General features: G+C 68.8%; 21 protein-coding genes and 1 other annotated feature. Of the genes, 9 read left to right on the forward strand and 12 right to left on the reverse strand.

Going from position 1 to position 23,572, the window contains the following annotated elements; all coding sequences use genetic code 11:
- Nucleotides 1-13: 13 nt before the first annotated feature.
- From IEV99_RS18265 to IEV99_RS18300, 8 genes are read right to left on the reverse strand one after another with little or no spacing between them, the layout of a single operon-like run.
- Nucleotides 14-892 carry a branched-chain amino acid ABC transporter permease gene (locus tag IEV99_RS18265; protein ID WP_188519147.1) on the reverse strand — a complete coding sequence of 293 codons (879 nt, stop codon included), beginning with the start codon at nucleotides 890-892 and terminating at the stop codon, nucleotides 14-16.
- Nucleotides 885-1,658 carry an ABC transporter ATP-binding protein gene (locus tag IEV99_RS18270; RefSeq protein WP_188519148.1) on the reverse strand — a complete coding sequence of 258 codons (774 nt, stop codon included), beginning with the start codon at nucleotides 1,656-1,658 and terminating at the stop codon, nucleotides 885-887. The genes IEV99_RS18265 and IEV99_RS18270 overlap by 8 nt, the downstream gene beginning before the upstream one ends.
- Nucleotides 1,655-2,632 (reverse strand): branched-chain amino acid ABC transporter permease, encoded by a 978-nt coding sequence (locus IEV99_RS18275; RefSeq protein WP_188519149.1) that lies wholly within the window; start codon nucleotides 2,630-2,632, stop codon nucleotides 1,655-1,657. The genes IEV99_RS18270 and IEV99_RS18275 overlap by 4 nt, the downstream gene beginning before the upstream one ends.
- Nucleotides 2,601-3,332, reverse strand: coding sequence for an ABC transporter ATP-binding protein (locus IEV99_RS18280; protein ID WP_188519150.1), 732 nt, complete (start codon nucleotides 3,330-3,332; stop codon nucleotides 2,601-2,603). The genes IEV99_RS18275 and IEV99_RS18280 overlap by 32 nt, the downstream gene beginning before the upstream one ends.
- Nucleotides 3,329-4,468 carry an ABC transporter substrate-binding protein gene (locus tag IEV99_RS18285; RefSeq protein ID WP_188519151.1) on the reverse strand — a complete coding sequence of 380 codons (1,140 nt, stop codon included), beginning with the start codon at nucleotides 4,466-4,468 and terminating at the stop codon, nucleotides 3,329-3,331. Before IEV99_RS18285 ends, IEV99_RS18280 begins: the two co-directional genes overlap by 4 nt.
- Before the next feature lie 35 nt (nucleotides 4,469-4,503).
- A complete protein-coding gene (locus IEV99_RS18290) occupies nucleotides 4,504-6,051 on the reverse strand; it encodes a hydantoinase B/oxoprolinase family protein (RefSeq protein ID WP_188519152.1) in 1,548 nt (515 codons plus the stop codon).
- 4 nt (nucleotides 6,052-6,055) lie between these two features.
- Nucleotides 6,056-8,119: a hydantoinase/oxoprolinase family protein gene (locus IEV99_RS18295; protein ID WP_188519153.1), complete on the reverse strand. Its 2,064-nt coding sequence runs from the start codon at nucleotides 8,117-8,119 to the stop codon at nucleotides 6,056-6,058.
- A 5-nt stretch (nucleotides 8,120-8,124) separates the two neighbouring features.
- A complete protein-coding gene (locus tag IEV99_RS18300; protein ID WP_188519154.1) occupies nucleotides 8,125-8,907 on the reverse strand; it encodes an IclR family transcriptional regulator in 783 nt (260 codons plus the stop codon).
- A gap of 174 nt (nucleotides 8,908-9,081) precedes the next feature.
- On the opposite strand from IEV99_RS18300, the gene IEV99_RS18305 reads away from it, so the two are divergent.
- Together IEV99_RS18305 and IEV99_RS18310 are read left to right on the forward strand one after the other, a co-directional pair.
- Nucleotides 9,082-10,578, forward strand: coding sequence for a class I adenylate-forming enzyme family protein (locus tag IEV99_RS18305; protein ID WP_188519155.1), 1,497 nt, complete (start codon nucleotides 9,082-9,084; stop codon nucleotides 10,576-10,578).
- Nucleotides 10,579-10,725: 147 nt separating this feature from the next.
- Nucleotides 10,726-10,781: a sequence feature (sul1 is cis-regulatory element that is thought to sense ions involved in sulfur or methionine metabolism; They are found in Alphaproteobacteria), on the forward strand.
- Nucleotides 10,782-11,013: 232 nt separating this feature from the next.
- On the forward strand, nucleotides 11,014-11,988 hold the full coding sequence (locus IEV99_RS18310) for a class I SAM-dependent methyltransferase (protein ID WP_188519156.1): 975 nt from the start codon (nucleotides 11,014-11,016) through the stop codon (nucleotides 11,986-11,988).
- 7 nt (nucleotides 11,989-11,995) lie between these two features.
- Here the strand turns inward: IEV99_RS18310 and IEV99_RS18315 are convergent, their stop codons facing one another.
- From IEV99_RS18315 to IEV99_RS18330, 4 genes are all read right to left on the reverse strand, one after another.
- Complete coding sequence (locus IEV99_RS18315) at nucleotides 11,996-13,027, reverse strand: transketolase family protein (RefSeq protein ID WP_188519157.1); 1,032 nt, start codon at nucleotides 13,025-13,027, stop codon at nucleotides 11,996-11,998.
- On the reverse strand, nucleotides 13,027-13,881 hold the full coding sequence (locus tag IEV99_RS18320) for a transketolase (protein ID WP_188519158.1): 855 nt from the start codon (nucleotides 13,879-13,881) through the stop codon (nucleotides 13,027-13,029). The genes IEV99_RS18315 and IEV99_RS18320 overlap by 1 nt, the downstream gene beginning before the upstream one ends.
- Nucleotides 13,882-13,894: 13 nt before the next feature.
- On the reverse strand, nucleotides 13,895-14,644 hold the full coding sequence (locus IEV99_RS18325; RefSeq protein ID WP_188519159.1) for an SDR family NAD(P)-dependent oxidoreductase: 750 nt from the start codon (nucleotides 14,642-14,644) through the stop codon (nucleotides 13,895-13,897).
- Nucleotides 14,645-14,851: 207 nt separating this feature from the next.
- Entirely contained in the window at nucleotides 14,852-15,574 is a 723-nt protein-coding gene (locus IEV99_RS18330; protein ID WP_188519160.1) for a winged helix-turn-helix transcriptional regulator, read from the reverse strand.
- A 73-nt stretch (nucleotides 15,575-15,647) separates the two neighbouring features.
- Here IEV99_RS18330 and IEV99_RS18335 point away from each other — a divergent pair, with 73 nt between their 5' ends.
- The 7 genes from IEV99_RS18335 to IEV99_RS18365 all read left to right on the forward strand — a co-directional run bounded on the left by IEV99_RS18335 (nucleotide 15,648) and on the right by IEV99_RS18365 (nucleotide 23,162).
- Complete coding sequence (locus tag IEV99_RS18335; RefSeq protein ID WP_188519161.1) at nucleotides 15,648-16,082, forward strand: VOC family protein; 435 nt, start codon at nucleotides 15,648-15,650, stop codon at nucleotides 16,080-16,082.
- 10 nt (nucleotides 16,083-16,092) lie between these two features.
- On the forward strand, nucleotides 16,093-16,578 hold the full coding sequence (locus tag IEV99_RS18340) for a VOC family protein (RefSeq protein ID WP_188519162.1): 486 nt from the start codon (nucleotides 16,093-16,095) through the stop codon (nucleotides 16,576-16,578).
- Between the two features lie 31 nt (nucleotides 16,579-16,609).
- Nucleotides 16,610-17,386: a VOC family protein gene (locus IEV99_RS18345; RefSeq protein ID WP_188519163.1), complete on the forward strand. Its 777-nt coding sequence runs from the start codon at nucleotides 16,610-16,612 to the stop codon at nucleotides 17,384-17,386.
- Nucleotides 17,387-17,444: 58 nt separating this feature from the next.
- On the forward strand, nucleotides 17,445-19,766 hold the full coding sequence (locus IEV99_RS18350) for a heavy metal translocating P-type ATPase (RefSeq protein ID WP_188519164.1): 2,322 nt from the start codon (nucleotides 17,445-17,447) through the stop codon (nucleotides 19,764-19,766).
- A 73-nt stretch (nucleotides 19,767-19,839) separates the two neighbouring features.
- Nucleotides 19,840-20,952, forward strand: a complete 1,113-nt coding sequence (locus IEV99_RS18355; protein ID WP_188519165.1) for a mandelate racemase/muconate lactonizing enzyme family protein — start codon at nucleotides 19,840-19,842, stop codon at nucleotides 20,950-20,952.
- 264 nt (nucleotides 20,953-21,216) lie between these two features.
- Nucleotides 21,217-21,435, forward strand: a complete 219-nt coding sequence (locus IEV99_RS18360; RefSeq protein ID WP_188519166.1) for a hypothetical protein — start codon at nucleotides 21,217-21,219, stop codon at nucleotides 21,433-21,435.
- Nucleotides 21,436-21,533: 98 nt separating this feature from the next.
- Nucleotides 21,534-23,162: a catalase gene (locus IEV99_RS18365; RefSeq protein ID WP_188519167.1), complete on the forward strand. Its 1,629-nt coding sequence runs from the start codon at nucleotides 21,534-21,536 to the stop codon at nucleotides 23,160-23,162.
- Nucleotides 23,163-23,572 lie beyond the last annotated feature (410 nt).

Genomic DNA, 23,572 nt, shown 5'->3' on the forward strand with positions numbered 1-23,572 from the left:
TTTGGTGTGACGCCTACTTGGCCGCGCCCAGGATGCCGCCGGGACGCAGAAACAGGAAAACCAGCAGCATCGAGAGCGCCGCCACGTTCTTCAGGCCGGATCCCAGCGCCGCGATGGCGCCCGCCTGCACGAGCCCGAGCAGCAATCCGCCCAGAAAAGCCCCGAGCGGCCGGCCGAACCCGCCCACGATCGCGGCGATGAAGCCCGAGATCGCGAACGGCACCCCGACGTTGAACGCGGTGTACTGCGTCGGGGTGATCAGAATGCCCGCCGTGGCCCCGAGCGCCGCGCTAAGCGCAAAGGACAACGCCAGCATGCGCTTGACCGGGATGCCCTGCAGGGCGGCCGCCTCGCGATCGATCGAGCAGGCCCGCATGGCCTTGCCCGCCAGGGTGTAGCGGAAAAAGGCCGTCAGGGCCGCGATCACGAGCGCCGATGCGCCGAGGATCCAGAGCAGCTGGACGCTGATCGCGACGCGCCCGAGCATCAGGGGCGGCACGTCGGTGAACACCGGCAGCGTGCGCGGCTGGTCGCCGACCGCCAGCAGCGTGGCGCGCTCCACCACGATCTGGGCAGCGAGCGTCGCCAGGATCATCACGAACATCGTCGCGTTTCGGTCCCACAGCGGGCGCACGACGAGCCGCTCCAGCAGCATCCCCATCGCGGCCACGACCACGATGGCCACGGCGGCGGCCGGCAGCAGCGGCACGCCATAGCGCATCAGCAGAAGCTGGGTCAGCATCCCGCCCAGCATCACGAACGCGCCCTGGGCGAAATTCACGATGCCGCTCGCGTTGTAGATCACGCAAAAGCCGATGCCGATCAGGCCATAGATGCAGCCTGTGCCGAGGCCGCTCACCAGCACCTGCGCGATGTAGGTCGGGTCAGCCATCGGCGATCTCCACTCCACCAAGATAGGCGGCGATCACCGCCGGGTGGGCGCGCACCTCGGCCGGGGCGCCCTCCGCGATCTTGCGGCCGAAATCGAGCACCACGACCCGGTCGGCGACGTTCATCACCAGCGACATGTCGTGCTCGATCAGCAGCACGGTGACGCCCTGGTCCGCGATGGTGCGGATCACGGCGGCGAGGCGCTTCGACTCGGCCGCGTCCAGCCCGGCGGCGGGTTCGTCGAGCAGCACGAGCCGAGGGCCGGCGGCCAGCGCCCGAGCCACCTCGAGCAGGCGCTGCTGGCCATAGGAGAGCACCTTGGCGGGCTGGTCGGCGACGTCCAGCAGGCCAACCAACGCCAGCAACTCGCGGGCGCGCGCTGAGACGGCGGCCTCCTCGCGCCGGGTTGAGCCCGGGCGCAACACCGCCGCCAGCAGGCCGCTGCGGGTTTGCAGATGCTGGCCGACCTTGACGTTGTCGAGCGTCGTCAGGTCCGGAAAAAGCTGCACCAGCTGGAACGTGCGCACGAGGCCCCGGGCCGCGAGCCTGTCCGGCCGCATGCCGACGATGTCCTCGCCATCGAACAGGATGCGGCCCTGGTCGGGCGTCAGGAAGCCGGACACGAGGCTGAACAGCGTCGTCTTCCCAGCGCCGTTGGGGCCGATCACGGCGGTGACGCCCTTCTCGGGCACGTCGAAGCTGACGTCGCCCGTGGCGGTGACGCCGCCGAAACGCTTGGTGACGGCCTGGACGCTGAGGCGGGTCATAGGTCGGCGCTCCGCGGGCGGGCCTTGGCCCGGTCGAACAGCGAGGCGAGGCCGCGCGGCGCGTAGATGAGGATCACGATCAGGGCCGCCCCATAGGCGAGATCCTGGTAGTCCTTGAAGCCGCGGAACACCTCCGGCATCAGGCTGACGATCAGCGCGCCGACCAGCGGCCCCGCGACGCTGCCGACGCCGCCCACATACAGCATCGTGAAGCCGAGGATCACCATGTGAAGGCCGAACACCTCGGGGCTCACATAGCCGACCACGTGCACGAAGAGGCACCCGGCCAGGGCCGCGAACGCGGCCGAAACCAGAAAGGCGAGCAGCTTGGTGCGGGCGACGTCGACGCCCAGCGCCATGGCGCCGTTCTCGCTGGCGCCGAGCGCCAGAAAGGCGCGGCCCATCCGGGAGTCGCGGATGCGCGCCGAGATGAAGGTCGACGCCAGCACGATGGCCACCAGCAGCGCGAGCTGGCCGCGATCCGACGTCACCTCGTAGGACCCGACGCCGAGCGGCGGAATGCCCGAGATGCCGAGGTAGCCTTGCGTGACCGACTGCCACTCCACCGCGATCTCATACGTGATCAGGCCGATCGCCAGCGTGCCCATGGCCAGGTAGTGGCCCTTCAGCCGCAATGTCGGGTAGCCGATCACCAGCGCGAGCAGCACCGCCGCCGCCACCCCGGCCCCCATGGCGGGCACGACCGGCCATTGGTAGGTCGTGGTCAGCACCGCCGACATGTAGCCGCCTACCGCCGCGAAGGCGTTCTGCCCGAACGAGACCTGGTTGGTGTAGCCCATGAACAGGTTCAGGCCGGTGACGAACACCGCGTAGACGAGCGCAAAGCCAATCACGGTCGCCGGGTAGCCGCCGGCCACGAAGCCGTAGCCCACGAAGAGCGCCGAAAGGCCCCATGGCAGCAGGCGAAGCGCGCTGCGCCAGTCAGGTGAAGTAGTACTGCGCAAGGTCTTCATGGCTCGTGATCTGATCGGCGTCGAGGCTGGCCGCGATGCGGCCAAGGGAAAGCACATACACGCGGGTCGCCATCTTGAGCGCCGCCGGGGCCTTCTGCTCGACAAGCAGGATGGGCAGCCCCTCGTCGCGCAGGGTCGCGAGCTTCTCGAAGATCTCGGCCGTGATGCGGGGCGCGAGGCCCAGCGACGGTTCGTCGAGAAGCAGGATCTTGGGGTCGCCCATCAGGGCGCGCCCGATGGCGAGCATCTGCTGCTCGCCCCCCGACATCGAGCCGGCGAGCTGCGCGCGGCGCTCGCCGAGCCGGGGAAACAGCTCCAGCACGCGCGCCAGCCGGCGCTCGAACTCGGGCTTGTCGCGGCCCAGCCGGTAGGCGCCGAGCTGCAGGTTCTCCTCGACCGTCATCGGGCCGAAGATGCCGCGCCCCTCGGGCACCAGCACGACGCCCCGCGCGCTCACCGCCACGGCGTCGCCGCGCGGCAGCGGCTTGCCCTGGAACATCACCTGCCCGGTCGTGGAGGTGAGCCCCAGGATCGCGCGCAGCAGCGTCGACTTCCCGGCCCCGTTGGGGCCGAGAATGGCGACGAGCTCACCCGTCCGAACACGGATGTCCGTTGGGGCGAGGACGCGCACGTGCCCATAGCGGGCCGTGAGCGCCTGCGTCTCGAGGATCGCGTCGCCGGGCGCGCTCGCCAGGGTCATTGAACGACCTTGACCTTGCCGTCGCTGATCGTCGCGATGAAGAACGGGTTCTTGGTCAGGCCCTGATGCACGGTCGCGCTCATGTCGTAGACGCCGGTCGTGCCCTGGAAGCCGCTCAGCGTTTCCAACGCGTCGCGCACGGCCGGACCCTCGATCGACTTCGCCTTCTCGATCGCCGCCACGGTCAGCATCACGCCGTCCCAGCCGCGCGAGGCCCAGTTCGGGTCGCGGTCCTGGAACTTGGCCTTCCACGGCTCCAGGAACTTGCCGATCTCGCTCTTGAGCGGACCTGCCGGCAGGCCCTCGTAGACCTGCGAAGGCGAGGCCACGAACAGGAACTTGTCGCCCAGCACCTCGGCCACCGGCTTGAACACCGCGATGTCCTCCAGGCTGGTGAGCATCAGGAGGTCGCCGCCGAGCTGCTTGATGTTCTTGGCCGCCGTGAGGGTCGTTCCGCCCAGGCCGATCTTCAGGATCGCCTTGGCGCCGGCCGCCTTCATCTTGGCGATCTGGACGGAGAGGTCCGCGTCGTCCTGCTTGTACTGCTCGACGCCCACGACCTCGATGCCGTAGTCGGCCGCCGACTTCTCGGCCGCCGCCTTTTGCAGGTTGGCGTAGGGAGTGGGATCGTGCAGCACGCCGATCTTTTTGACGTCGGTCTTTTCCTTCAGGTATTCGAGCCGCTTGGTCACCTCGAAGCCAGCCGGCGGCAGGGTCGTGTAGGCCCATTTCACCTGGTCGGGCTGCTGCGGCAAAATGGAGCACAGCACCATCGGCACCTGGGCGCGCACCACGAGGCCCGCGGCCGCGAAGTTGCCGGCGGAGACGCAGCCGCTGATGAAGATGTTGACCTTGTCGGAGGTCAGCATCTTTCGATAGACCGTGACGGCCTCCTGCGGCTCGGACCGGTTGTCCTCCACGATGACTTCGAGCTTGCGCCCCGCGACGCCGCCCTTGGCGTTCACGGCCGCGACCGCGAGCTCCACGCCGTCGCGCCAGGCGCGGTCGACGGTGGCCGCGTAGCCGGTGAGCCCGGCCGAGATGCCGATCTTGTAGGGTTCCTGAGCCAATGCTGGCCCGCTGGCGACGACGCCGAGCGCAAGGCCGAGCGCGGCCATCTTCAGTGTGTTCGACATGGTTTCCCTCCCTTTATTGTTTCACGAACGCCCATTTAGTCGGGCGGTCCGAATCCTCCGCCGCCGGGCGTCTCCAGCAGCACGACGTCGTCGGCCTGCATGGTGAGCTTGCGCGGCTCGCTGACGTCGCGACCATTGATCTGGAAGCGGCCCGCCTTGCCGGGCATGCCTCCGCCGACGCCATCCGGTCCGCTGTCGAGGCGGCTCGGCACCGCGTTCAGCAGCCACGGCTGGTCGGTCAGCATCCTGAACTGGATGATCTGCCCCTCGCCGCCGCGCGAGTGGCCGGCGCCGCCCGAGCCCCGACGCAACTCCTTGCGCTCGAAGACGATCGGCATGGCGGCTTCGAGGATCTCGATCGGCACGGCCGCCACCCCGGTGGGGTAGCAGGTCGCGCTGGGCCCCGGCTTGGTGGCGCGCGCGCCCATGCCGCCGGAGTAGTTGAACATCGAGGAGGTGAAGGGCTCGCCGTCCGGCTTCTTGCCCTGGATCTGGATGGTCCACACGGCGCCCGACCCTTCGGCCAGCACGCGCTCGGGCATCACCTGGTGCAGCGCCTTCAGGATCGGCATCGGCACATACATGCCCACCACGTGCCGGGCGTTCACCGGCGCGGGGTATTTGCAGTTCACGATCGAGCCGAGCGGCGCCTTGATCTCGATGGGCGCGAGACTGCCGGTGTTGTTGGGCAGCTCCGGGTTGAGACAGCTGCGGATCGCGAAGGTCGAGTAGGCGTGCGTGTAGTTCAGCACCACGTTGATGCCCATCGGCACCTGCATGGTGGAGCCCTCGAAGTCGACCGTGATCGCGCCCTTCTGGGCGTCGATCGTGACCGCCGTCTTGAGCGTGATGACCTGCCCGCCCGGAACGTCGAACTGGCTCTCGCCATGGTAGACGCCCGGCTTCAGCTTGCGAATGGCCTCGCGCGTGGCGTCTTCGGAACGCTGGATGATCTCGTCCGACAGCGTCTCGATATCGTCGATGCCATGGCGGCGGCACAGCGCGATCAGGTGCTCGGCGGCCGCGTGCCCGCTCGAGACCTGCGCGGCGAGATCGCCGAACACCGCGTCCGGCGTGCGCACGTTGCGGCCGATGATGGCGTGCAGCACCGGATTCGGAACGCCGCGCTCATAGAGCTTCAGCGGCGGGATCCAGAGCCCCTCCTCATGGACGTCGCGCGCGCCGGCCCCGATGCCGTAGCCGCTGATGTCCGTGTGGTGGATGGTGGAGCCGATATAGGCGATCAGCCGCTCGCCGTCATAGATCGGCGTCAGGATGGTGATGTCGAAGAAGTGGCCGGCCGACAGCCACGGATCATTGGTGATCAGCACGTCGCCGGGCTCGCACTTGCCCTCGAAGAGCCGCACCAGATGCGCGCCCGCGAAGGCCAGCGAGTTGATGTGCCCGGGCGTGCCGGTGTTGGCCTGCGCCACCATGCGGCCGCGCAGATCGAACAGCGCGCAGGCGAGATCGCCCGCCTCGCGCACGATGGGGCTAAAGGCGATGCGCTGAAGCGCCTTGGAGCGCTCCGTCACGATGCCGATGAGGTTGGACCAGAGGATTTCGAGTTCGACGCCGTCCATCGGATTATCCCTTCGTGGCGACGATGCAGCCGAGGCTGTCGATGACGGCGACCCAGCCGGGCGGCAAGGCGGTGGTGGTCTCGCGCTCCTCGATGATCGCCGGGCCGGTGATCGACTGGCCCACGGCGAGATCGGCGCGATTGTAGACAGGGGTGTTCTGGCTGTCTGCCCAAGCGTGGACGAGACGGCGCCGACGCGGCTCGCCGGGCGATGAGCCCGCCCTCGGGATGGCCTTGACGCCGACCAGCGGCCCGCGCGCCGTCACCCGCCAGGTGACGATCTCGACCGGCACGTGCGAGGGGTTCATGCCGTAGAGCGTCCGGTAGGCTTCGGTGAAGCGATGTTCCACGTCTGCGAGATCGCGACCCGCGCGCGGGTCCTCGGCGAAGGTCACCGCTACTTCGTGCTGCTGGCCGACATAGCGCATGTCGGCGCCGAAACTGAAGGTGACGTCGGCTGGCGCGCAGCCGGCCTCGCCCAGAGCCGCCGTCGCCTCGGCGGTGAGCTCGTTGAGAATGGCGTCCACACGGCCCCAGTCGAGCTCGCCGAGCCGACCGAGATCACTGCGCACGAGGTCGAGCCGGACCGGCGTGACGAGGGTGCCGAAGGCCGACAACACGCTCGATTGCGGCGGCACGATCACGCTGGTGCTTTGCAGCAGGCTTGCGACCTCGCAGGCGTGGAGCGGACCTGCGCCCCCGAATGCGAACAACGGCAAGCCGCGATAGTCTACCCCGCGATCGGTCGCGTGCGTGCGCGCCGCCGACGCCATGGCCTCCGTGACGACCCGGAACACGCCGCGCGCAGCCTCAACCGGGGCGACATGGAGCTTGTCGGCCAGCGCCGCCACCGCGCGCTCGGTCGCCGGCAGGTCGAGACGCATGTCGCCGCCGAGGAAGTTCTCGGCGTCGATCAGGCCCAGCATCAGGTCGGCGTCCGTCACCGTGACGTTCTGGCCGCCGCGGCCGTAGCAGGCGGGGCCCGGCTGGGAGCCGGCGCTGTGCGGGCCGACCTTCAGCAGCCCCAGCGCGTCCACATGCGCGATGGAGCCGCCGCCGGCGCCGATCTCGATCATGTCGATGGACGGCACCGTCACCGGCAGGCCGCTGCCCTCCTTGAAGCGATAGCGCCGGTCGACCTCGAACAGGCCGGTGACGAGCGGCTGGCGGTTCTCGATCAGGCAGGCCTTGGCGGTGGTGCCGCCCATGTCAAAGGACATCAGTCGGTCGACGCCCAGCAGCTCGGCGTAGTGGCAGGCGGCCAGCGCGCCGGCGGCCGGGCCGCTCTCGATCATCCGGACGGGATTGCGCCCCGCAGTCTCGGCCCCGACGACCCCGCCCGAGCTCAGCATGATGAGCGGCGTGTTGGCGAAGCCCTCGCGGCCCAGACGCTCGGAGAGGCGGCGCAGGTAGGGCTGCGAGATCGGCATCGCGTAGGCGTTCACCGTCGTGGTCGACGCCCGGGGGTATTCTCGGATCTGCGGCGCCACGTCCGAGGAGCAGCAGATAAACAGGTCCGGCAGCGCGTCGCGCAATCCGGCGACCACCAGCCGTTCGTTCTGGGCGTTGGCGAAGCTGTTGAGAAAGCACACCGCCACGGCCTTGGCGCCGCTCGCCGCCACCTGCTCGACCAGCGTGGCGATCGCGGCCGGGGTGGGCTCCTGCGTGACGCGGCCGTCCGCCAGCGTGCGCTCCGCGACCCCGAAGGTGAGCTCCGCCGGCGCCAGCGGCTCCGGAAACTCGATCTGCGGGTCGTACATTTCGTAGCGGTGCTCGTTGCGAATGTAGAGCACGTCGCCGAAGCCCTCGGTGGTCACCAGCGCGGTGGGCTGGCCCTTGCGCTCGATCAGCGCGTTGGTCACCACCGTGGTGGCGTGCACCACCACGCCGCCGACGTCGGACGGCTGGACGCCGGCCTTGGCCAGCACCGCATGGACGCCGCCGAAAAAGCCTTCCAGCAGGTCGTGGTGCGTGGTCAGCGTCTTGTCCACCGTCAGCGCGCCGCCAGCGTGGCGCAGCACGATGTCGGTGAACGTGCCGCCGATGTCGACAGCGAGCGAGTACGTCATGGGGGTCACTCTCTCCAGCCCAAGGCCCGCGAAATGCGTCTCGCGGTCCCGACGACCGCCTCGACCTGCGCGTCGGCAGGGTCGGCGGGGATGAATTGCTTGGCGCCCACGATCGCGATCGAGGCCACGAGGCGCCCCTGGTGGTCGTAGACCGGCGCCGCAATGGTGTTGACGCCGCTGATCACCTCGTCCGGCGCCGTGGACCAGCCGCGCTCGCGCACCTTCGCGACGTCGCGCTCCAGCGTTTGCGGATCCGTGATGGTCTCGGGCGTCCAGGCCGGGAGCGGCGCCTGGCGCACGGCGTCGAGCAGCGCGGCCGGGCCGAAGGCGAGCCAGATCTTGCCGTGCGCGCTGGCGTGCAGGGCGAGCTTCGTTCCGGGTCGGGTCGCGAACTCGATCACGGTGCGGCCCTGGGTGAGCTCCAGCACCACCACGTCGCCGTCCACCAGCGCGCAGATGGTCACGGCCTGGCCGGTTTCGTCGCGCAGCTGGATCAGTTCGGGCCGCGCCGTTGTGACGATGTCGAAGCGGCTGCGGCAGGCCTCGCCGAGCACCATCAGCTTCACGCCGACATCGTAGCGCCCCGTCGCGGCGTCCTGCCGGACGAAGCCCCGGCTCGCCAGACCGCGCAGGTGCCGATGCACGGTGGCCTTCGACGCGCCGAACTCGGTTGCGATCGCGGCCAGCGTCGTCGGCCCGCTCTGATAGGCGAGGAACTCGACGATCCGCAGCGCCAGATCCAGCGTGCTCGTCGCGCCTGCCGTGGGCCTGTCCAGGACGTCGCTCATTTCCTGCCCATGTCGTTTCAAATAGTGAAACGCTGTTTCATTATTTCAAACAGTGCTGGAACTTTGCCCCGTCGTCAACCATCATGTCGGTGTGCGGGCCCGGTCGCGCGCGCCAATATCCATGACGGCGCGCAACGCCGACGCCAGGATGCGCAACGAAGGGAGATCGACGCCATGAACCTCGCCGCGATGATCCGGGACGTGGCCCGCCGCCAGCCCGACGCCCCTGCGGTGACGGATGGGGCGGTCACGCACAGCTACGCGGCCTTCGTGGATCGCGCCGCCCGTATCGGCGGAGCCCTCCGCGAGCGCGGGCTCGCGCCCGGCGACCGCGTCGTTCTCGCGATGGAGAACTGCGGCGAGTTCCTGGAGCTGCTTGTCGCCTGCTGGACGGCTGGGCTCTGCGTGGTGCCGGTGAACGCCAAGCTGCACCCGCGCGAGGTCGAGCACATCGTGCGCGACTCCGGCGCCCGCGCCGCATTCACGACGCCCGGCCTGGCCGACGGCCTCACGCCCCTCGTCTCCCAGGTGGAAACGCTGGAGACGCTGGTCTGCACCCGCACGCCGGACTACGCCAGGCTGCTGGGCTGCGACCCTTGCGCGGTTCACCCGGGCGGCGCCGAGGAGCGGGCCTGGATCTTCTACACCAGCGGAACCACCGGCCGGCCGAAGGGCGCGATTCTGAGCCACCGCAACCTGCTCTTCATGAGCTATTCCTATTACGCCGACATCGACGCGCTCGACGCCCGCGACGTGAAGCTGCATACGGCGCCGCTCTCGCATGCGTCGGGCCTGTTCGCCCTTCCGCATCTGCTCAGGGGCGGCCACCAGGTCGTGCTGCCCGGCTTCGACATCGAGGCCATCGCGGATGCGCTGCTGCGGTACTCCAACGTCACCATGTGGGCCGCCCCCACCATGCTGACCCGGTTGGTCCACAGCCCGCTCGCGTCCTCCCTCAGGACCGAGAGCATCAAGACAATCTATTACGGCGGCGGGCCAATGTACGTCGCCGACCTCCGGCGCGCCCTGGCGATCTTCGGCCCTCGCCTCTACCAGATCTACGGCCAGGGCGAGTCCCCGATGACAATCGCCGGACTGGCGAAAACCATGCACGACGCGCCTGACGATCTGCGCACCTGCGGGGTCGCCCGGACGGGCGTCCTGGTGCGGGTTGTGAACGACAGGGACGAGGACGTGCCGCCGGGGGAAATCGGCGAGGTCGTCACCCGCAGCGACTGCATGATGCAGGGCTACTGGAACAACCCGACGGCCAGCGCCGAAGCCCTGCGCGGCGGCTGGCTTCACACGGGCGATCTCGGCAGCATGGACGAACGCGGGTTCCTGACCCTGCGCGACCGGTCCAAGGACATGATCATCAGCGGCGGCAGCAACATCTATCCCCGCGAGATCGAGGAAGTGCTGCTACGCCATCCGGGCGTGCTGGAGGTCTCGGTGGTGGGTCGGCCGCATCCCGACTGGGGCGAGGAGGTGGTCGCGTTCGTGGTGGCCAAGCCCAGCGAAAGCGTCGACCCGGCTGCCCTGGACGCCCTGTGCCTCGACAACATCGCGCGCTTCAAGCGCCCGAAAAGCTACGAGTTCGTGGAAGCGCTGCCCAAGAACAACTACGGCAAGGTGCTGAAGACCGAGCTGCGGGACCGGATGAAGACATGACGCGCCGAAACCGGGACGGCCGCCAAGTGCGTGTCCTGCCGGTGAAAAAACCAGAAACCGTGGCTCTCAAGGTATAGGCTGAGCAGTAAGGCGACTCATTAAGGCGTATTGCGCCGCACGAGCGTTGCCGGTACACTTGGGGTATCGCAAGGACCCGGTGAAATTCCGGGTGGCTCTTCCGGCCGCCGATCCGCCGGACAACGCAAAATGTCTGAGACTGAGTTGTCGCCCGCGAAGCGCCACTGTCTGACTGTTGCGGTCTTCCCCCTCCAGTAGCCTTTGAGAATGGTCCGTCGTGACCAATTCTCATGCGGCGACCCACTGGGTTGATGCTCTCCCAACGCACAAAGCGGCTGGGGGAAATTCAGGGACATAGCGGTTTTCGTGGATAAAAATCTGAGCGACGCTTCGTCTCCAGCGAAAGCTGAGTGAGCGATGACGAGTGTTGAAGCAAGTGTCCGCGGTGAGGCGGCCGAAGCCGTCCATGACCACGGGCTGCCTTCGTTTGTTGTATGTCCGGCGTGCCATAGCGCGCTATCAGACGGGGCGGCGGAATTCATCTGCATGGGCTGCGGGACGGCGTATCCCCGCTCCAATGGTCAGCCCGACCTGCGGTTACGCCGGAAGATCAAAAGAACAGTGCATTACAGCCCGGACCCCACGGGCGCGTCGAAGCTCATCGACGAAATTCCGGTCGACCCTGCTGGCGCAGGCGAGTTCCTGTCCGACCTGCGTTCCACCCCAGAACTATCCTACGGGAACAGGCTGTCCGCGCCTTTGGTCAGCCACTTTCCCTGCGCCTCGCGGGACGGCGAGAAAATGCTCGACCTCGGCTGCGGCGACCGCAATTTCGAGAAAATCTGTCGTCAAGTTACGGGTTTCGACTATCTGGGCGTCGATTACGACGGCGACAAGCCGGACATGCTCGCCGATGCGCATGCGCTTCCGTTCAGCGACAGCGCTTTCGCCTTCGTGCTCTCGGTCGCCGTGCTGGAACATCTTGCCTTCCCGGACATCGCCGTGAGCGAAGCGTTTCGCGTGCTCCAGCCGGGCGGCATGTTCATCGGGACGGTCGCGTTCCTCGAGCCCTTCCACATGAACAGCCACTATCACATGACCCATCTCGGCCTGCAGGCGGTGCTGAGCCGGGCGGGCTTCGACGTGGTGGCGATCGCGCCCAATCATGACTGGAGCGGATCGCGGGCGCAGGCCGAGATGGCGCTCTATCCAGGCATGCCGACGCGCCTTCAGCAGGCGGTCGCGGCCGCGCCAAACTGGATCAGCCGAATGTGCTGGGCGGCGAAGCGTCAGCTCAAGGGGACAACCGAAGCCTCCGACCTGCTCCGGGTTGCCCGCAACGCCGGCGGCTTTCGCTTCGTGGCGCGCAGGCCCGCGACGGCGGTGAACTGAGGCTGGCTCAACCCAGCCACCCCCGCACGCGCTCCACAACCTTGGGCGTGGAAATCCCGTAGCGGTCGTGCAGCGTCGGCAGCGCGCCCGCGTCCAGAAAGGCGTCGGGCAGCGCGATCTGCTTGAACGCCGCCGGGATCACGCCGGCGCGCAGCAGCACGCCGGCCACGGCTTCGCCGAGGCCGCCCACGATGGTGTGGTTCTCGGCCACGACCATCAGCCGCCCGGTGCGGCCCGCGACCTCCAAGAGTGTCGCTTCGTCGAGCGGCTTGATCGTCGGAACATGGGTCACGCCCACGTCGACGCCGTCCCGGGCCAGCAGCGTGGCGGCCTCCAGCGCGCCCATGGTCATGAGCCCGGTGGAGACGATCATGCAGTCGCGGCCGTCGCGCAGAACCTTGGCCTTGCCGAGCTCGAACCGGTAGCCGTACTCGTCCAGCACCAGCGGAACGTGGCCGCGCAAGAGCCGCATGTAGACCGGGCCGGGATGGTCCGCGATCGCCACGGTGGCCTGCTCGATCTCGTGCGCGTCGCAAGGGTCGATGATCGTCATGTTCGGCAGGCCGCGGAAGATCGCCAGGTCCTCGGTCGCCTGGTGGCTCGGCCCGTAGCCGGTGGTCAGCCCCGGCAGGGCGCAGACGATCTTCACGTCGAGGTTCTCCTCCGCGATCGCCATGCAGATAAAGTCATAGGCGCGGCGCGACGCGAACACCGCATAGGTGGTCACGAAGGGCTGGAAGCCCTCGCGCGCCATGCCGGCGGCCGCGCCCATCAAGAGCTGCTCGGCCATGCCCATCTGGTAGAACCGGTCCGGATGCGCCTTCGCGAAGACGTGCAGGTCCGTGTACTTGCTGAGGTCGGCTGTCATGCCGACGATCTGCGGCCGCGACTGCGCCAGCGTGGCCAGCGCCTCTCCGAAGGGCGCCGGCTTGGTGCGCTGGTCCGGCCCCGCGATGGAGGCGATCATCGCAGAGGTCTTGGCCCTGCCGCCCTCCGGCGCCGGCTCGCGCACGGGGCGCTCGTATTTCGAACGGCGCATCAGGGCCTCCCGGCTTCGAGCACGTCCAGCGCCTGCGCCCATTCGTCGGGCTCCACGCGCAGGAAGTGATTGCGCTCGCGCGCTTCCAGAAAGGGCACGCCTTTCGCCATCTTGGTGTCGCAGATAATGATCCGCGGGCGCGGCTCGTCGAGGTTGCGGGCGGCGTCGAAGGCCGCCACCAGCGCCTCGATGTCGTTGCCGTCCACGCGCTGCGCATGCCAGCCGAAGGCCTCGAATTTCGGCAGCAGCGGCTCGAAGTTCAAGACGCCCCTGGAGGGCCCGTCGGCCTGCATGTTGTTGACGTCGACGATGCCGATCAGGTTGTCGAGCTTCCAGCTCCCGGCCGACATCGCGGCCTCCCAGACCGAGCCCTCGTCGAGCTCTCCGTCCGAGAACAGCGTGTACACGAAGGAGCGCGAGCGCTTGCGTTTCAGCCCGAGCGCCATGCCCACCGCCACGCTGAGTCCCTGGCCGAGCGAGCCGCCCGTGATCTCCATGCCGGGCGTATAGGCCGCCATGCCGCTCATCGGCAGGCGGCTATCGTCCGAGCCGTAGCTGTCGAGCTCGTCCTCGGGCAGCACGCCGGCCTCGATCAGCGCCGCATAGAGCGCGATGGCGTAATGGCCGATGGACAGGAGAAAGCGGTCGCGCCCCTCCCAGGCCGGGTCCTCCGGCCGGTGGTTCAGGGCGTGGAAATAGGACACGGCGAGCACGTCCGAGATGCCGAGCGCCTGCGCGATATAGCCCTGGCCCTGCACCTCGCCCATGCGCAGCGCGTGGCGGCGGATGCGCCAGGCGCGCTCGGCCAGCGAAAGGTTGGCGCGCGCCGCGCCCGGGTCGTCGTTTGGCGTCATCGGTGGCCTCAGTTCAATGGATCAGCATTCCGCCGTTCACGTCGATCACGGCCCCGGTGACATAGGCGGACAGGTCGGAGGCGAGGAACAGGTAGATCCCGGCGACGTCACGGGCTTCGCCGAGGCGCCCCAGCGGGATGCCCTTGAGAATGTCCGCCCGCATGGCGTCGGTGAGCCTGTCGCCCGTGATGTCGGTCTGCACCAAGCCGGGCGCGACGCAGTTCACCCGGATGTTGTCCGGCCCGAGCTCGCGCGCCATCGCCTTGGCGAGGCCGAGCACGCCCGCCTTGGCGGCCGAGTAATGCGGCCCGCCGAAGATGCCGCCGCCCCGCTGCGCCGAAACCGACGACATGCACACGATGGAGCCTGCCCGCCGCTCGCGCATGTGCGGAATCACGGCCTGGCTGAGGTTCAGCACGCCCGTGAGATTGACGTCGAGGATGCGCCTCCAACTCGCCTCGTCGATGTCCATGGTGCGCACCGGCTGGGTCACGCCGGCGTTGTTGAGCAGGATGTCGACTTGCCCGAAGGCGGCCAGCGCTTGCCCGATCGCCGCCTTGCACGCCTGCGCATCCGTGACGTCGCAGCCGACGCCGAGATGCCACTCGCCCAGCGAAGCCGCCGCCTCGACCGCGCCTGCCCCGTCCACGTCCAGGATCGCCACCCTCGCTCCATGTTCGGCGAACAGCCGCGCCGTCGCGAGCCCGATCCCGCGCCGACCCGCAGCCCCCGAGATCACGGCGGTCTTTCCCCTCAGCAGCATCGTCCCCTCCGGCGTTTCGGCGAGTATGGAGGAGGAAGCGCAGCGCGGGCAATGGCATAAGCCGGTCCCCCTCCGGGGCGAGCGCACAGGATAGAGTGGGCGCGAAATGTCTCCCCCGTCATTGCGAGGAGCGAAGCGACGCGGCAATCCAGATGCCGGGCGTGGCGCTCCAGGCCCGGCGGATGGATCGCTGCGCTGCGCTCGCAATCACGGAGAGAGCGAGGCCTGGCCCTGCGGCTCCGCGCCGACCTTCGGCGGCAAGGGGAACAACGTCGCGAAGCGCTCGAACAGCGCGCGGTCGCCTTCCACTCGCAGGGCGCCATGCGCCTCGAGAGCCGCGAGCGGAACCTTGCCGTAGACGGCTCCCGCAACGGCGGTGGGCTCGCCCGTCAGCACCGCCCCGCCCTCCCCGGCCGGGCCGCGGTTCGCCGCGATGCGTCCGTCCTCGACCACGACCAGGAACTCCTCCTCGCGCAGGCGAAAGCCGATCCGGGCCGACAATCCTACTGCCCGGGCGGGATCGAACATCGTCCGGAACGACAGCATCAGCGACGTGGCGCTCAGCGGCAGCGACGGATCGTGCAGGGGCGAGCGCGTCGCCCAGCGCCCGAGGGACTGCACGATCGGCTCCGCCTCGTAGCCCCAGGGCGTCAGCTCGTACACCTGCGCGGCGGCGGGCGGCGGCAGCTTGCGCCGCAGGACGAGCCCGGAGGCTTCCAGTCCTTCGAGCCGCTGCGTCAGCACGTTGGCGCTGATGCCCGGCAGGTCGGCGCGCAGGTCGCTGAAGCGCTTGGGCCCGAGCATGAGCTCGCGCATTACCAGCAGCGCCCAGCGCTCGCCGACGAGTTCCATCCCATGCGCCGTGCCGCAGGCGTCGTCATAGGTGCGCCGGGCCGGATGAGACTTTTCAGTTATTTTTTCTAACTTCATAGTTGCGTTTTATAACACACTCGGCTACTTGTCGCAAATGCTCCCCGCAGAGGAGCCGTGGAGGATCCCCCCTATGCCCAAGATGATTTTCGTGAACCTGCCCGTCGCGGACCTCGCGAGGGCGACCGCCTTCTATGAGGCGATCGGCGCGCGCAAGAACGACATGTTCAGCGACCACACTGCGGCCTGCATGGTGTTTTCCGACACCATCCACGCCATGCTGCTGACGCACGACAAGTATCGCCAGTTCACCGACAAGGCGATCGCGGACGCGCGAACCAGCGAGGTTCTGATCTGCCTGTCGGCCGAAAGCCGCCAGGAGGTGGACGACACCGTCGCGCGGGCGGCTGGCGCCGGCGGCAAGCCCGATCCCAGCGCCGTGCAGGAGCACGGCTTCATGTACGGCCGCAGCTTCGAGGACCCGGACGGCCACGGCTGGGAGATCATGTGGATGGACCTGGAAGCCTGCAAGGCCGCCATGGCGCCCGCCGAAGCCGCGCAGATCTGAGGAGCATCCGATGACCGAACTCTCGCACTGCCTCTGGTTCAACGGCCAGGCCGAGGAAGCCGCCCGCTGGTACTGCTCGGCGTTCCCCAACTCGCGCATGGGCGCGGTGATCACCACCCCGGTGGACACGCCCGCCGTGAAGCAGGGCGGCGTATTGCTGGTCGAGTTCACGCTCGCCGGCCAGCCCTACGCGGCGCTGAACGGCGGCCCCAATTTCAGCTTCACGCCCGCCGTCTCGCTGGTGCTCTCCTGCGACGGGCAGGACGAGGTCGACCGCGTCTGGAACGCCATCCTGGACGGCGGCGGCCAGCCCATGGCGTGCGGCTGGATCACGGACGGCTACGGCGTGTCCTGGCAGGTCGTGCCGGCGGAAGCCTTCACGATGCTGAAGGACCCCGACGACGCCAAGCGCCGGCGCTACATGCAGGCCATGATGGACATGGTGAAGCTGGACTTGCCAACCCTGCGCCGGGCCTTCGACGGCGCGGCGGACTGAGCCGACGCCAAACCAAAGCCAGGAGGACACCATGGCCCACCCCTTCGTCTGGTACGAGTTGATGACCAGCGATCTCGCGGCCGCGCGCGCGTTCTATGCGGCCGTGGTCGGCTGGACGCCGAACCGCTACCCCAACGGCGACCTCGAGTACTACCTGATGATGCCGCCCGGCGAGACGATGCCGGCCGTCGGGATGATGACGCTGCCCGACGAGGCCCGCCAGAACGGCGGAGCGCCGGGCTGGATCGGCTATGTGGGCGTGCCGGACGTCGACGCCGCCACCGACCAGGCGCGCGCTGGCGGCGCCAGGGTGCACCGCGAGCCGGCCGACATTCCGGACATCGGCCGCTTCTCGGTGCTGGCGGACCCGCATGGCGCGGTGTTCTGCCTGTTCGCGCCCCGCGGCGGCTCGCAGGGTCCTTGCGAGCAAAAGAACGCGCCCGGCCAGGTCGGCTGGCGCGAGCTCTACGCCGGCGACGGCCCGCAGGCCTTCGACTTCTACGCCGCCCAGTTCGGCTGGACGGTGGACCACGACATGGACATGGGCCCGATGGGCGTCTACCGCATCGTGGCGGCCGACGGCGTTCCGATGGGCGGGATCATGACCAAGCCGCCACAGATCCCGGCGCCGCACTGGCTCTACTATTTCAATGTCGCCGGGATCGACGCCGCGCTGGAACGCGTCAAAAACGGCGGCGGCCGTGTTCTCAACGGCCCGATGGACGTGCCGGGCGGCAGCCGCATCGCCCAGTGCGTGGACCCGCAGGGCGCCGCCTTCGCGCTCGTCGCCCCCGCCGGTCAGGGCTGACCCGCATTGGCGCAGCAACCGGAAACTCCCTATATCGCGGGGTAAAGGGAGTTTCCCCATGACAACCGCAGGCCACACCATCGAACTCGCCATCGAGGGCATGACCTGCGCGTCCTGCGTGAGCCATGTCGAGCGCGCGCTGCTGCGCACGCCCGGCGTCACAGCCGCTTCCGTGAACCTCGCCACCGAGCGCGCCGCCGTGACGGCCCCCGGCGTCGCGCCCGCCGCCCTGATCGAAGCGGTCGAAAACGCCGGCTACGACGCCGCGCTGGCGAGTTCCGGCCAGGAGCAGACGGACCGCGAGCGCGAGAACCGCGCCGCCGAAATCGCGGCGCTGCGCAGCGACGTCGTGCTGGCCGCCATCGGCACGCTGCCATTGCTGGTTCTCGAGATGGGGGCCCATCTCTACGCCCCGTTCCACCACTGGCTGCTGGGGACCTTCGGCGAGCAGCCGATCCGTCTCATCTCCTTCGTGCTCGCCACGCTGGTGCTGTTTGGCCCCGGCTTGCGCTTCCACCGCAAGGGCTGGCCTGCGCTGGTCCGCCTCGCCCCCGATATGAACAGCCTCGTGGCGGTGGGCGCCGCGGCCGCCTACGGCTACTCGCTGGTCGCGACCTTCGCGCCCGAGTGGCTGCCCGAGAACGCCCGCTTCACCTACTACGAAGCCGCCGCCGTGGTGGTGACCCTGATCCTGCTCGGCCGCCTGTTCGAGGCCCGGGCCCGCGGCGGCGCCGGCGAGGCTATCCGCCGCCTCCTGACGCTGGGCGCCAAAACCGCTCGCGTGATCCGCGACGGGCAGGAGCAGGACATCGCTATCGAAGCCGTGCAGGTCGGCGACATCGTGTCCGTCCGCCCCGGCGAGAAGATCCCGGTGGACGGCGTGATCGTCGAGGGCGCGTCCCACATCGACGAGGCCATGATCACCGGCGAGCCTATTCCGGCCAGCCGCCGCGTCGGCGATTCCGTGATCGGCGGCTCCGTGAACGGCGTCGGGGCCTTCCGGTTTCGCGCCGCCAGGGTGGGGGCCGACACGCTGCTCGCCCAGATCGTCCAGACCGTCCAGCGGGCCCAAGGCGCCAAGCTGCCCATCCAGGCGACCGTGGACCGCGTCACGCTCTGGTTCGTCCCCGCCGTGATGGCGTTGGCGACGCTCACCTTTGCGGCCTGGCTCACGTTCGGCCCCTCCCCGGCCCTCACTTATGCGCTGGTCAACGCCGTCGCGGTGCTGATCATCGCCTGTCCGTGCGCGATGGGGCTGGCGACGCCCACCTCCATCATGGTCGGAACCGGCAAGGCCGCCGAACTCGGCATCCTGTTCCGGCGCGGCGAGGCGCTGCAGCAGCTGCGCAACGCCACCGTGGTCGCCGTGGACAAAACCGGCACCCTGACGCGCGGCAAGCCCGAGCTCACCGACATCGAGGCCTTGCCGGGCTTCGCGGCCGACGATCTCCTGCCCCTCGTCGCCGCCGTGGAGAGCCGGTCCGAGCACCCTGTCGCGGCCGCCATCGTGGCCGAAGCGCGCCGGCGCGGCTTTGCGATTCCCGAGACAGCCGGCTTCGCGGCCGAGCCCGGCTATGGCGTGTCGGCCCAGGTCGCCGGCCGCACCGTCCAGGTCGGCGCGGATCGCTACATGCGCAAGCTCGGGCTCGATCCCGCGCCGCTGGCCGACGCCGCCGCCCGCCTTGGCCGCGACGGCAAGACCCCGCTCTACGCCGCCGTGGACGGCCGGCTCGCCGCCATCCTGGCCGTGTCGGACCCGATCAAGCCGACCACGCCCGCCGCCCTGGACGCGCTGCGCGCGCTCGGCCTGCGCATCGTGATGATCACGGGCGACAACCGCGCCACCGCGGACGCCATCGCGCGCCGCCTCGGCATCGACGAGGTGGTCGCCGAGGTGCTGCCCACCGACAAGGCCGCCGTTGTGGCGCGCCTGCAGAACGACGGCGCCGCCAAGGTGGCGTTCATCGGCGACGGCGTCAACGACGCCCCCGCGCTCGCGCAGGCCGATGTCGGCGTCGCGATCGGGGCCGGCGCGGACATCGCCATCGAGAGCGCCGACGTGGTGCTGATGTCCGGCAACCTCGCCGGCGCGGCCAACGCGATCGCGCTCAGCCGCGCCACCATCCGCAACATCCGCGAGAACCTCGCCTGGGCGTTCGGCTACAACGTGGTGCTGATCCCGGTCGCCGCCGGCGCGCTCTACCCGGCCTTCGGCATCCTGATGTCGCCGATGTTCGCCGGGCTCGCGATGGCGTTTTCCAGCGTCAGCGTGGTCGCGAACGCGCTGCGCCTTCGCGGCTTCAGGCCGGTCCTGCGCGAAGCCGAACCCGCCGCCCCGACCGGCGCGCATAGGCCGGACGCGGCTGGGGCGGTTGCGTAGGGCGAGCCTCGCACCCTAACCTCCGCTCCAACGCGCGGCCGCCCACGAGCCGCGCCCGAAAGCGGAGGACCCCATGGCGGCAGGCTCGATCATCCGGGACGTGAAGGCGAGGCTTTTCAACGTCCCGCTGGACGAGGTGCTGTCGGATTCCAAGCACTGCGACCACACGCATTTCCAGCTCGTCACGGCGACAATCCGCCTGGAGGACGGCCGCGAGGGCACGGGCTACACCTACACGGGCGGCAAGGGCGGCGCCGCCATCCTGGCCATGATCGAGCACGACCTCGCGCCATTTCTGCTTGGCCAGGACGCCGCCGACATCGACGCGCTCTATGACGGCATGCAGTGGCATATCCACTATATGGGTCGTGGCGGCGTCGCTTCCTTCGCGATCTCGGCGCTCGACATCGCGTTGTGGGACCTGAAGGGCAAGGGCGAGAACGCCCCGCTCTGGCGCATGGCGGGCGGCGCAGGGCGCACCGCCAAGGCCTATCGCGGCGGCATCGACCTCGGCTTCTCCACCGAGAAGCTCGTCGCCAGCGTCGGCTCCTACCTCGACGCCGGCTTCAACGCCGTGAAGATCAAGGTCGGCCGGCCGGACCTCGCCGACGACGTCGCCCGCGTGGCGGCCGTGCGCGAGCGCATCGGCCCGGATGTCCGGTTCGCCGTGGACGCCAATTACGCGCTCAGCGTCGAGCAATCCATCGCGGCCGCGAACGCCTTCCAGCCCTACGATCTCCTCTGGTTCGAGGAGCCCACCATCCCGGACGACTATTTCGGCTACGCCCGCATCGCCCGCGAGACCGGCATGCCGCTCGCGATGGGCGAGAACCTTCACACCATCCACGAATTCGAGCTGGCGCTTGACCATGCGGCGCTCTCCTTCATCCAGCCTGACGGCTCCAATTGCGGCGGGATCACCGGCTGGCTCCACGCCGCCGCGCTCGGTCGCCGCAAGGGCCTGCCGGTGTGCAGCCACGGCATGCAGGAGCTGCATGTCAGCCTTGTCGCCGGCCAGGACCCGCCCGGCGCTGCCCAGGCCGGCTGGATCGAGGTCCACAGTTTCCCGATCGACCGCTACACCACGCGCCCGCTCGTGATGGAAAACGGCTTCGCGGTCGCCCCTGACGAGCCCGGCACGGGCGTGTCGTTTGTGTGGGAAAAGCTGGAGCCCTACGCGGCCTGAAGCGCGTGAATCGAAGCCGCTGTCGCTCCGTCATCCCCGGCCGGAGCGGTGAAACCGCGGCAGGGAAGAGGATCCAGGAAACACCGCCAGAGACTTCGCCAAGTCTCCTGGATCCCCTTTCCGACGCCTCGCGCCGCCGGGGATAACGGGCCGAACCTTTGGCCTCCGCAGCGTCGGCGGCGCCGGAGATCACGAAAGAAGAGCACGCCGCCATGGAGACGACGTGATTGACGCACACCCTCCCCACAACTCAGAGGAGTGTTCATGATCCGAATCATCGTCCTGGCCGCGTGCGTGGCGTGCGCGCCCGTCGCGGCTTACGCCCAGAGGCAGACTGACGCCCGCGAGGCGGCCGAAATTCTGCAGCGCGACAATCTCGTCGATGAGTATTGCGGCGACCAGGCCACCGAGCCCCTGCCGGGCTTCACCGAGGAAGCCACCGACGAGGCCTGCGAAATCGTCGCGAGCGAAGACGCAGACTGAGAACGCCGCGCTTCGGCTGCCCCCCGCGGCCGGAGCGCGACAACGCTCCGGGCATCCCCCTGCCCGGCGACCCCGACCCCGACCAGTGGAGACCCCTCATGAGCGATTCAGGCCAGAAGCAACCCGGCGCCCCGGAGACCGGCAAGATTTTGACCACCCGGCAGGGCCATCCGGTGTCGGACAACCAGAGCCTGCGCAGCGTCGGCGAGCGCGGCCCCGCGACCCTCGAGAACTACCAGTTCATCGAAAAGATCACGCATTTTGACCGGGAGCGCATTCCCGAGCGCGTCGTGCATGCCCGCGGCACGGCCGCGCACGGCTATTTCGAGGCGTATGGAAAGATCGGCGACGAGCCAGCCGCCAAATACACCCGCGCGAAAGTGCTCACCCAGGCTGGGGTGAAGACGCCCGTGTTCCTGCGCTTTTCCACGGTGATCGGCGGCAAGGAGAGCCCCGAGACCGCCCGCGATCCGCGTGGGTTCGCCATCAAGTTCAAGACGGTGGACGGCAACTGGGATCTGGTCGGCAACAACCTCAAGGTCTTCTTCATACGGGACGCCATCAAGTTTCCGGACATGATCCACGCCTTCAAGCCGGACCCGGTCACCAACCGGCAGGAAGCGTGGCGCTTCTTCGACTTCGTGATGCACCACCCCGAGTCGCTGCACATGGTGGCGTGGGTGAAGAGTCCCTGGGGCATCCCGGCCGACTACCGTCACATGCAGGGCTCCAGCGTGAACACCTACAAGCTGGTCAACGACCAGGGTCAGGCCGTGCTTGTGAAGTTCTCGTTCGAGCCCAAGCTCGGCGTGAAGAACCTCACGAGCCCGCAGGCCGCCGAGATCCAGGCCCGCGACGTCGGCCACGCCACCCGCGACCTTTATGACGCGATCGACCGCGGCGACTATCCCGAGTGGGAGATGTGCGTCCAGATCATGTCGGACGACGACCACCCCGAGCTCGACTTCGATCCGCTGGACGACACAAAGCGCTGGCCCGAGGACCAGTTCCCGCTGCTGCCGGTCGGCCGACTCGTGCTGGACAAGAACCCCAACAACTTCTTCGCCGAGACCGAGCAGTCGGCCTTCGGCACCGGCGTCCTGGTCGACGGCATCGACTTCTCGGACGACAAGATGCTGCAGGGGCGCACGCTGTCCTATTCGGATACCCAGCGCTACCGCGTCGGCCCCAACTACCTGCAACTGCCGGTCAACGCCCCGCAGGAACGCGCCCGCGCGGCCACCAACCAGCGCGACGGCCAGATGACCTACCATGTCGACGGGGGCGGCGAGAACCCGCACGTCAACTACGAGCCGAGCGCCATGGGCGGCCTGAGGGAGGCGCCCAAGCCCGCCAAGGACTACCACCCCTTCGTGGAAGGCCATCTCGGCCGCTACCAGACCACCCGAACGGGCGACGACTACCGCCAGGCCGGCGAGCGTTACCGGACCTTCGAGAACTGGGAACGCGACGACCTCATCGCCAATCTGGTCGAAGACATGAAGCAATGCCCTGAGCCCATCGCCCTGCGCATGGTCTGGCACTTCTGGCACTGCGACGAGGACTACGGCCGCCGCGTCGCCGAGGGGGCGGGCATCGACCTCGAAAAGGCAAAGGCCCTGCCGCCCCTGCCCGGCCACCCCGGCCCCAACCGCCACCGCGACCGCGTCACCTACACGGACGGGAAGCCCGAAGGCGACCGCCGTTCGAGCCAGGCTGCGGAGTAAGCATCGGCGCCGGAGGGCGGCGCCCGCCCTCTCCGTCATGGCGGGACGGCGACGCCCCACCCCTCTCCGTCATGGCCGGGCTCGTCCCAACCCTCTCCGTCATGGCCGGGCTTGACCCGGCCATCCACGCGGGAGCCCAGCGCGTGGAACCCCGGGTCAAGCCCGGGGATGACGGTGGAGGGAGGACTGCATTGACTATTCAGACGGCGCTGAGCTCAGCAGCCAGCCTGTTGCATTGCCAGCCAGACCAACCGACCTGACCAGTAAGCCCAATTCTCGATCCCCTCATCCTGAGGAGCATCGCCCCTCGGCGATGCGTCTCGAAGGACGAGGACTCCAGAAATCTCGGCGACCCCGCCCTCTCCGACATGGCCGGGCGCGTCCCAACCCTCTCCGTCATGGCCGGGCTT

The sequence above is a fragment of the Alsobacter metallidurans genome, from assembly GCF_014636935.1.
Classification (GTDB): Bacteria; Pseudomonadota; Alphaproteobacteria; order Rhizobiales; family Beijerinckiaceae; genus Alsobacter; species Alsobacter metallidurans.

Bases quoted from the DNA above. Each gene is read 5' to 3' on its own strand.
- IEV99_RS18265 (WP_188519147.1), bottom strand. From the start codon at position 892: ATGGCTGACCCGACCTACATCGCGCAGGTGCTGGTGAGCGGCCTCGGC.
- IEV99_RS18270 (WP_188519148.1), bottom strand. From the start codon at position 1,658: ATGACCCGCCTCAGCGTCCAGGCCGTCACCAAGCGTTTCGGCGGCGTC.
- IEV99_RS18275 (WP_188519149.1), bottom strand. From the start codon at position 2,632: ATGAAGACCTTGCGCAGTACTACTTCACCTGACTGGCGCAGCGCGCTT.
- IEV99_RS18280 (WP_188519150.1), bottom strand. From the start codon at position 3,332: ATGACCCTGGCGAGCGCGCCCGGCGACGCGATCCTCGAGACGCAGGCG.
- IEV99_RS18285 (WP_188519151.1), bottom strand. From the start codon at position 4,468: ATGTCGAACACACTGAAGATGGCCGCGCTCGGCCTTGCGCTCGGCGTC.
- IEV99_RS18290 (WP_188519152.1), bottom strand. From the start codon at position 6,051: ATGGACGGCGTCGAACTCGAAATCCTCTGGTCCAACCTCATCGGCATC.
- IEV99_RS18295 (WP_188519153.1), bottom strand. From the start codon at position 8,119: ATGACGTACTCGCTCGCTGTCGACATCGGCGGCACGTTCACCGACATC.
- IEV99_RS18300 (WP_188519154.1), bottom strand. From the start codon at position 8,907: ATGAGCGACGTCCTGGACAGGCCCACGGCAGGCGCGACGAGCACGCTG.
- IEV99_RS18305 (WP_188519155.1), top strand. From the start codon at position 9,082: ATGAACCTCGCCGCGATGATCCGGGACGTGGCCCGCCGCCAGCCCGAC.
- IEV99_RS18310 (WP_188519156.1), top strand. From the start codon at position 11,014: ATGACGAGTGTTGAAGCAAGTGTCCGCGGTGAGGCGGCCGAAGCCGTC.
- IEV99_RS18315 (WP_188519157.1), bottom strand. From the start codon at position 13,027: ATGCGCCGTTCGAAATACGAGCGCCCCGTGCGCGAGCCGGCGCCGGAG.
- IEV99_RS18320 (WP_188519158.1), bottom strand. From the start codon at position 13,881: ATGACGCCAAACGACGACCCGGGCGCGGCGCGCGCCAACCTTTCGCTG.
- IEV99_RS18325 (WP_188519159.1), bottom strand. From the start codon at position 14,644: ATGCTGCTGAGGGGAAAGACCGCCGTGATCTCGGGGGCTGCGGGTCGG.
- IEV99_RS18330 (WP_188519160.1), bottom strand. From the start codon at position 15,574: ATGAAGTTAGAAAAAATAACTGAAAAGTCTCATCCGGCCCGGCGCACC.
- IEV99_RS18335 (WP_188519161.1), top strand. From the start codon at position 15,648: ATGCCCAAGATGATTTTCGTGAACCTGCCCGTCGCGGACCTCGCGAGG.
- IEV99_RS18340 (WP_188519162.1), top strand. From the start codon at position 16,093: ATGACCGAACTCTCGCACTGCCTCTGGTTCAACGGCCAGGCCGAGGAA.
- IEV99_RS18345 (WP_188519163.1), top strand. From the start codon at position 16,610: ATGGCCCACCCCTTCGTCTGGTACGAGTTGATGACCAGCGATCTCGCG.
- IEV99_RS18350 (WP_188519164.1), top strand. From the start codon at position 17,445: ATGACAACCGCAGGCCACACCATCGAACTCGCCATCGAGGGCATGACC.
- IEV99_RS18355 (WP_188519165.1), top strand. From the start codon at position 19,840: ATGGCGGCAGGCTCGATCATCCGGGACGTGAAGGCGAGGCTTTTCAAC.
- IEV99_RS18360 (WP_188519166.1), top strand. From the start codon at position 21,217: ATGATCCGAATCATCGTCCTGGCCGCGTGCGTGGCGTGCGCGCCCGTC.
- IEV99_RS18365 (WP_188519167.1), top strand. From the start codon at position 21,534: ATGAGCGATTCAGGCCAGAAGCAACCCGGCGCCCCGGAGACCGGCAAG.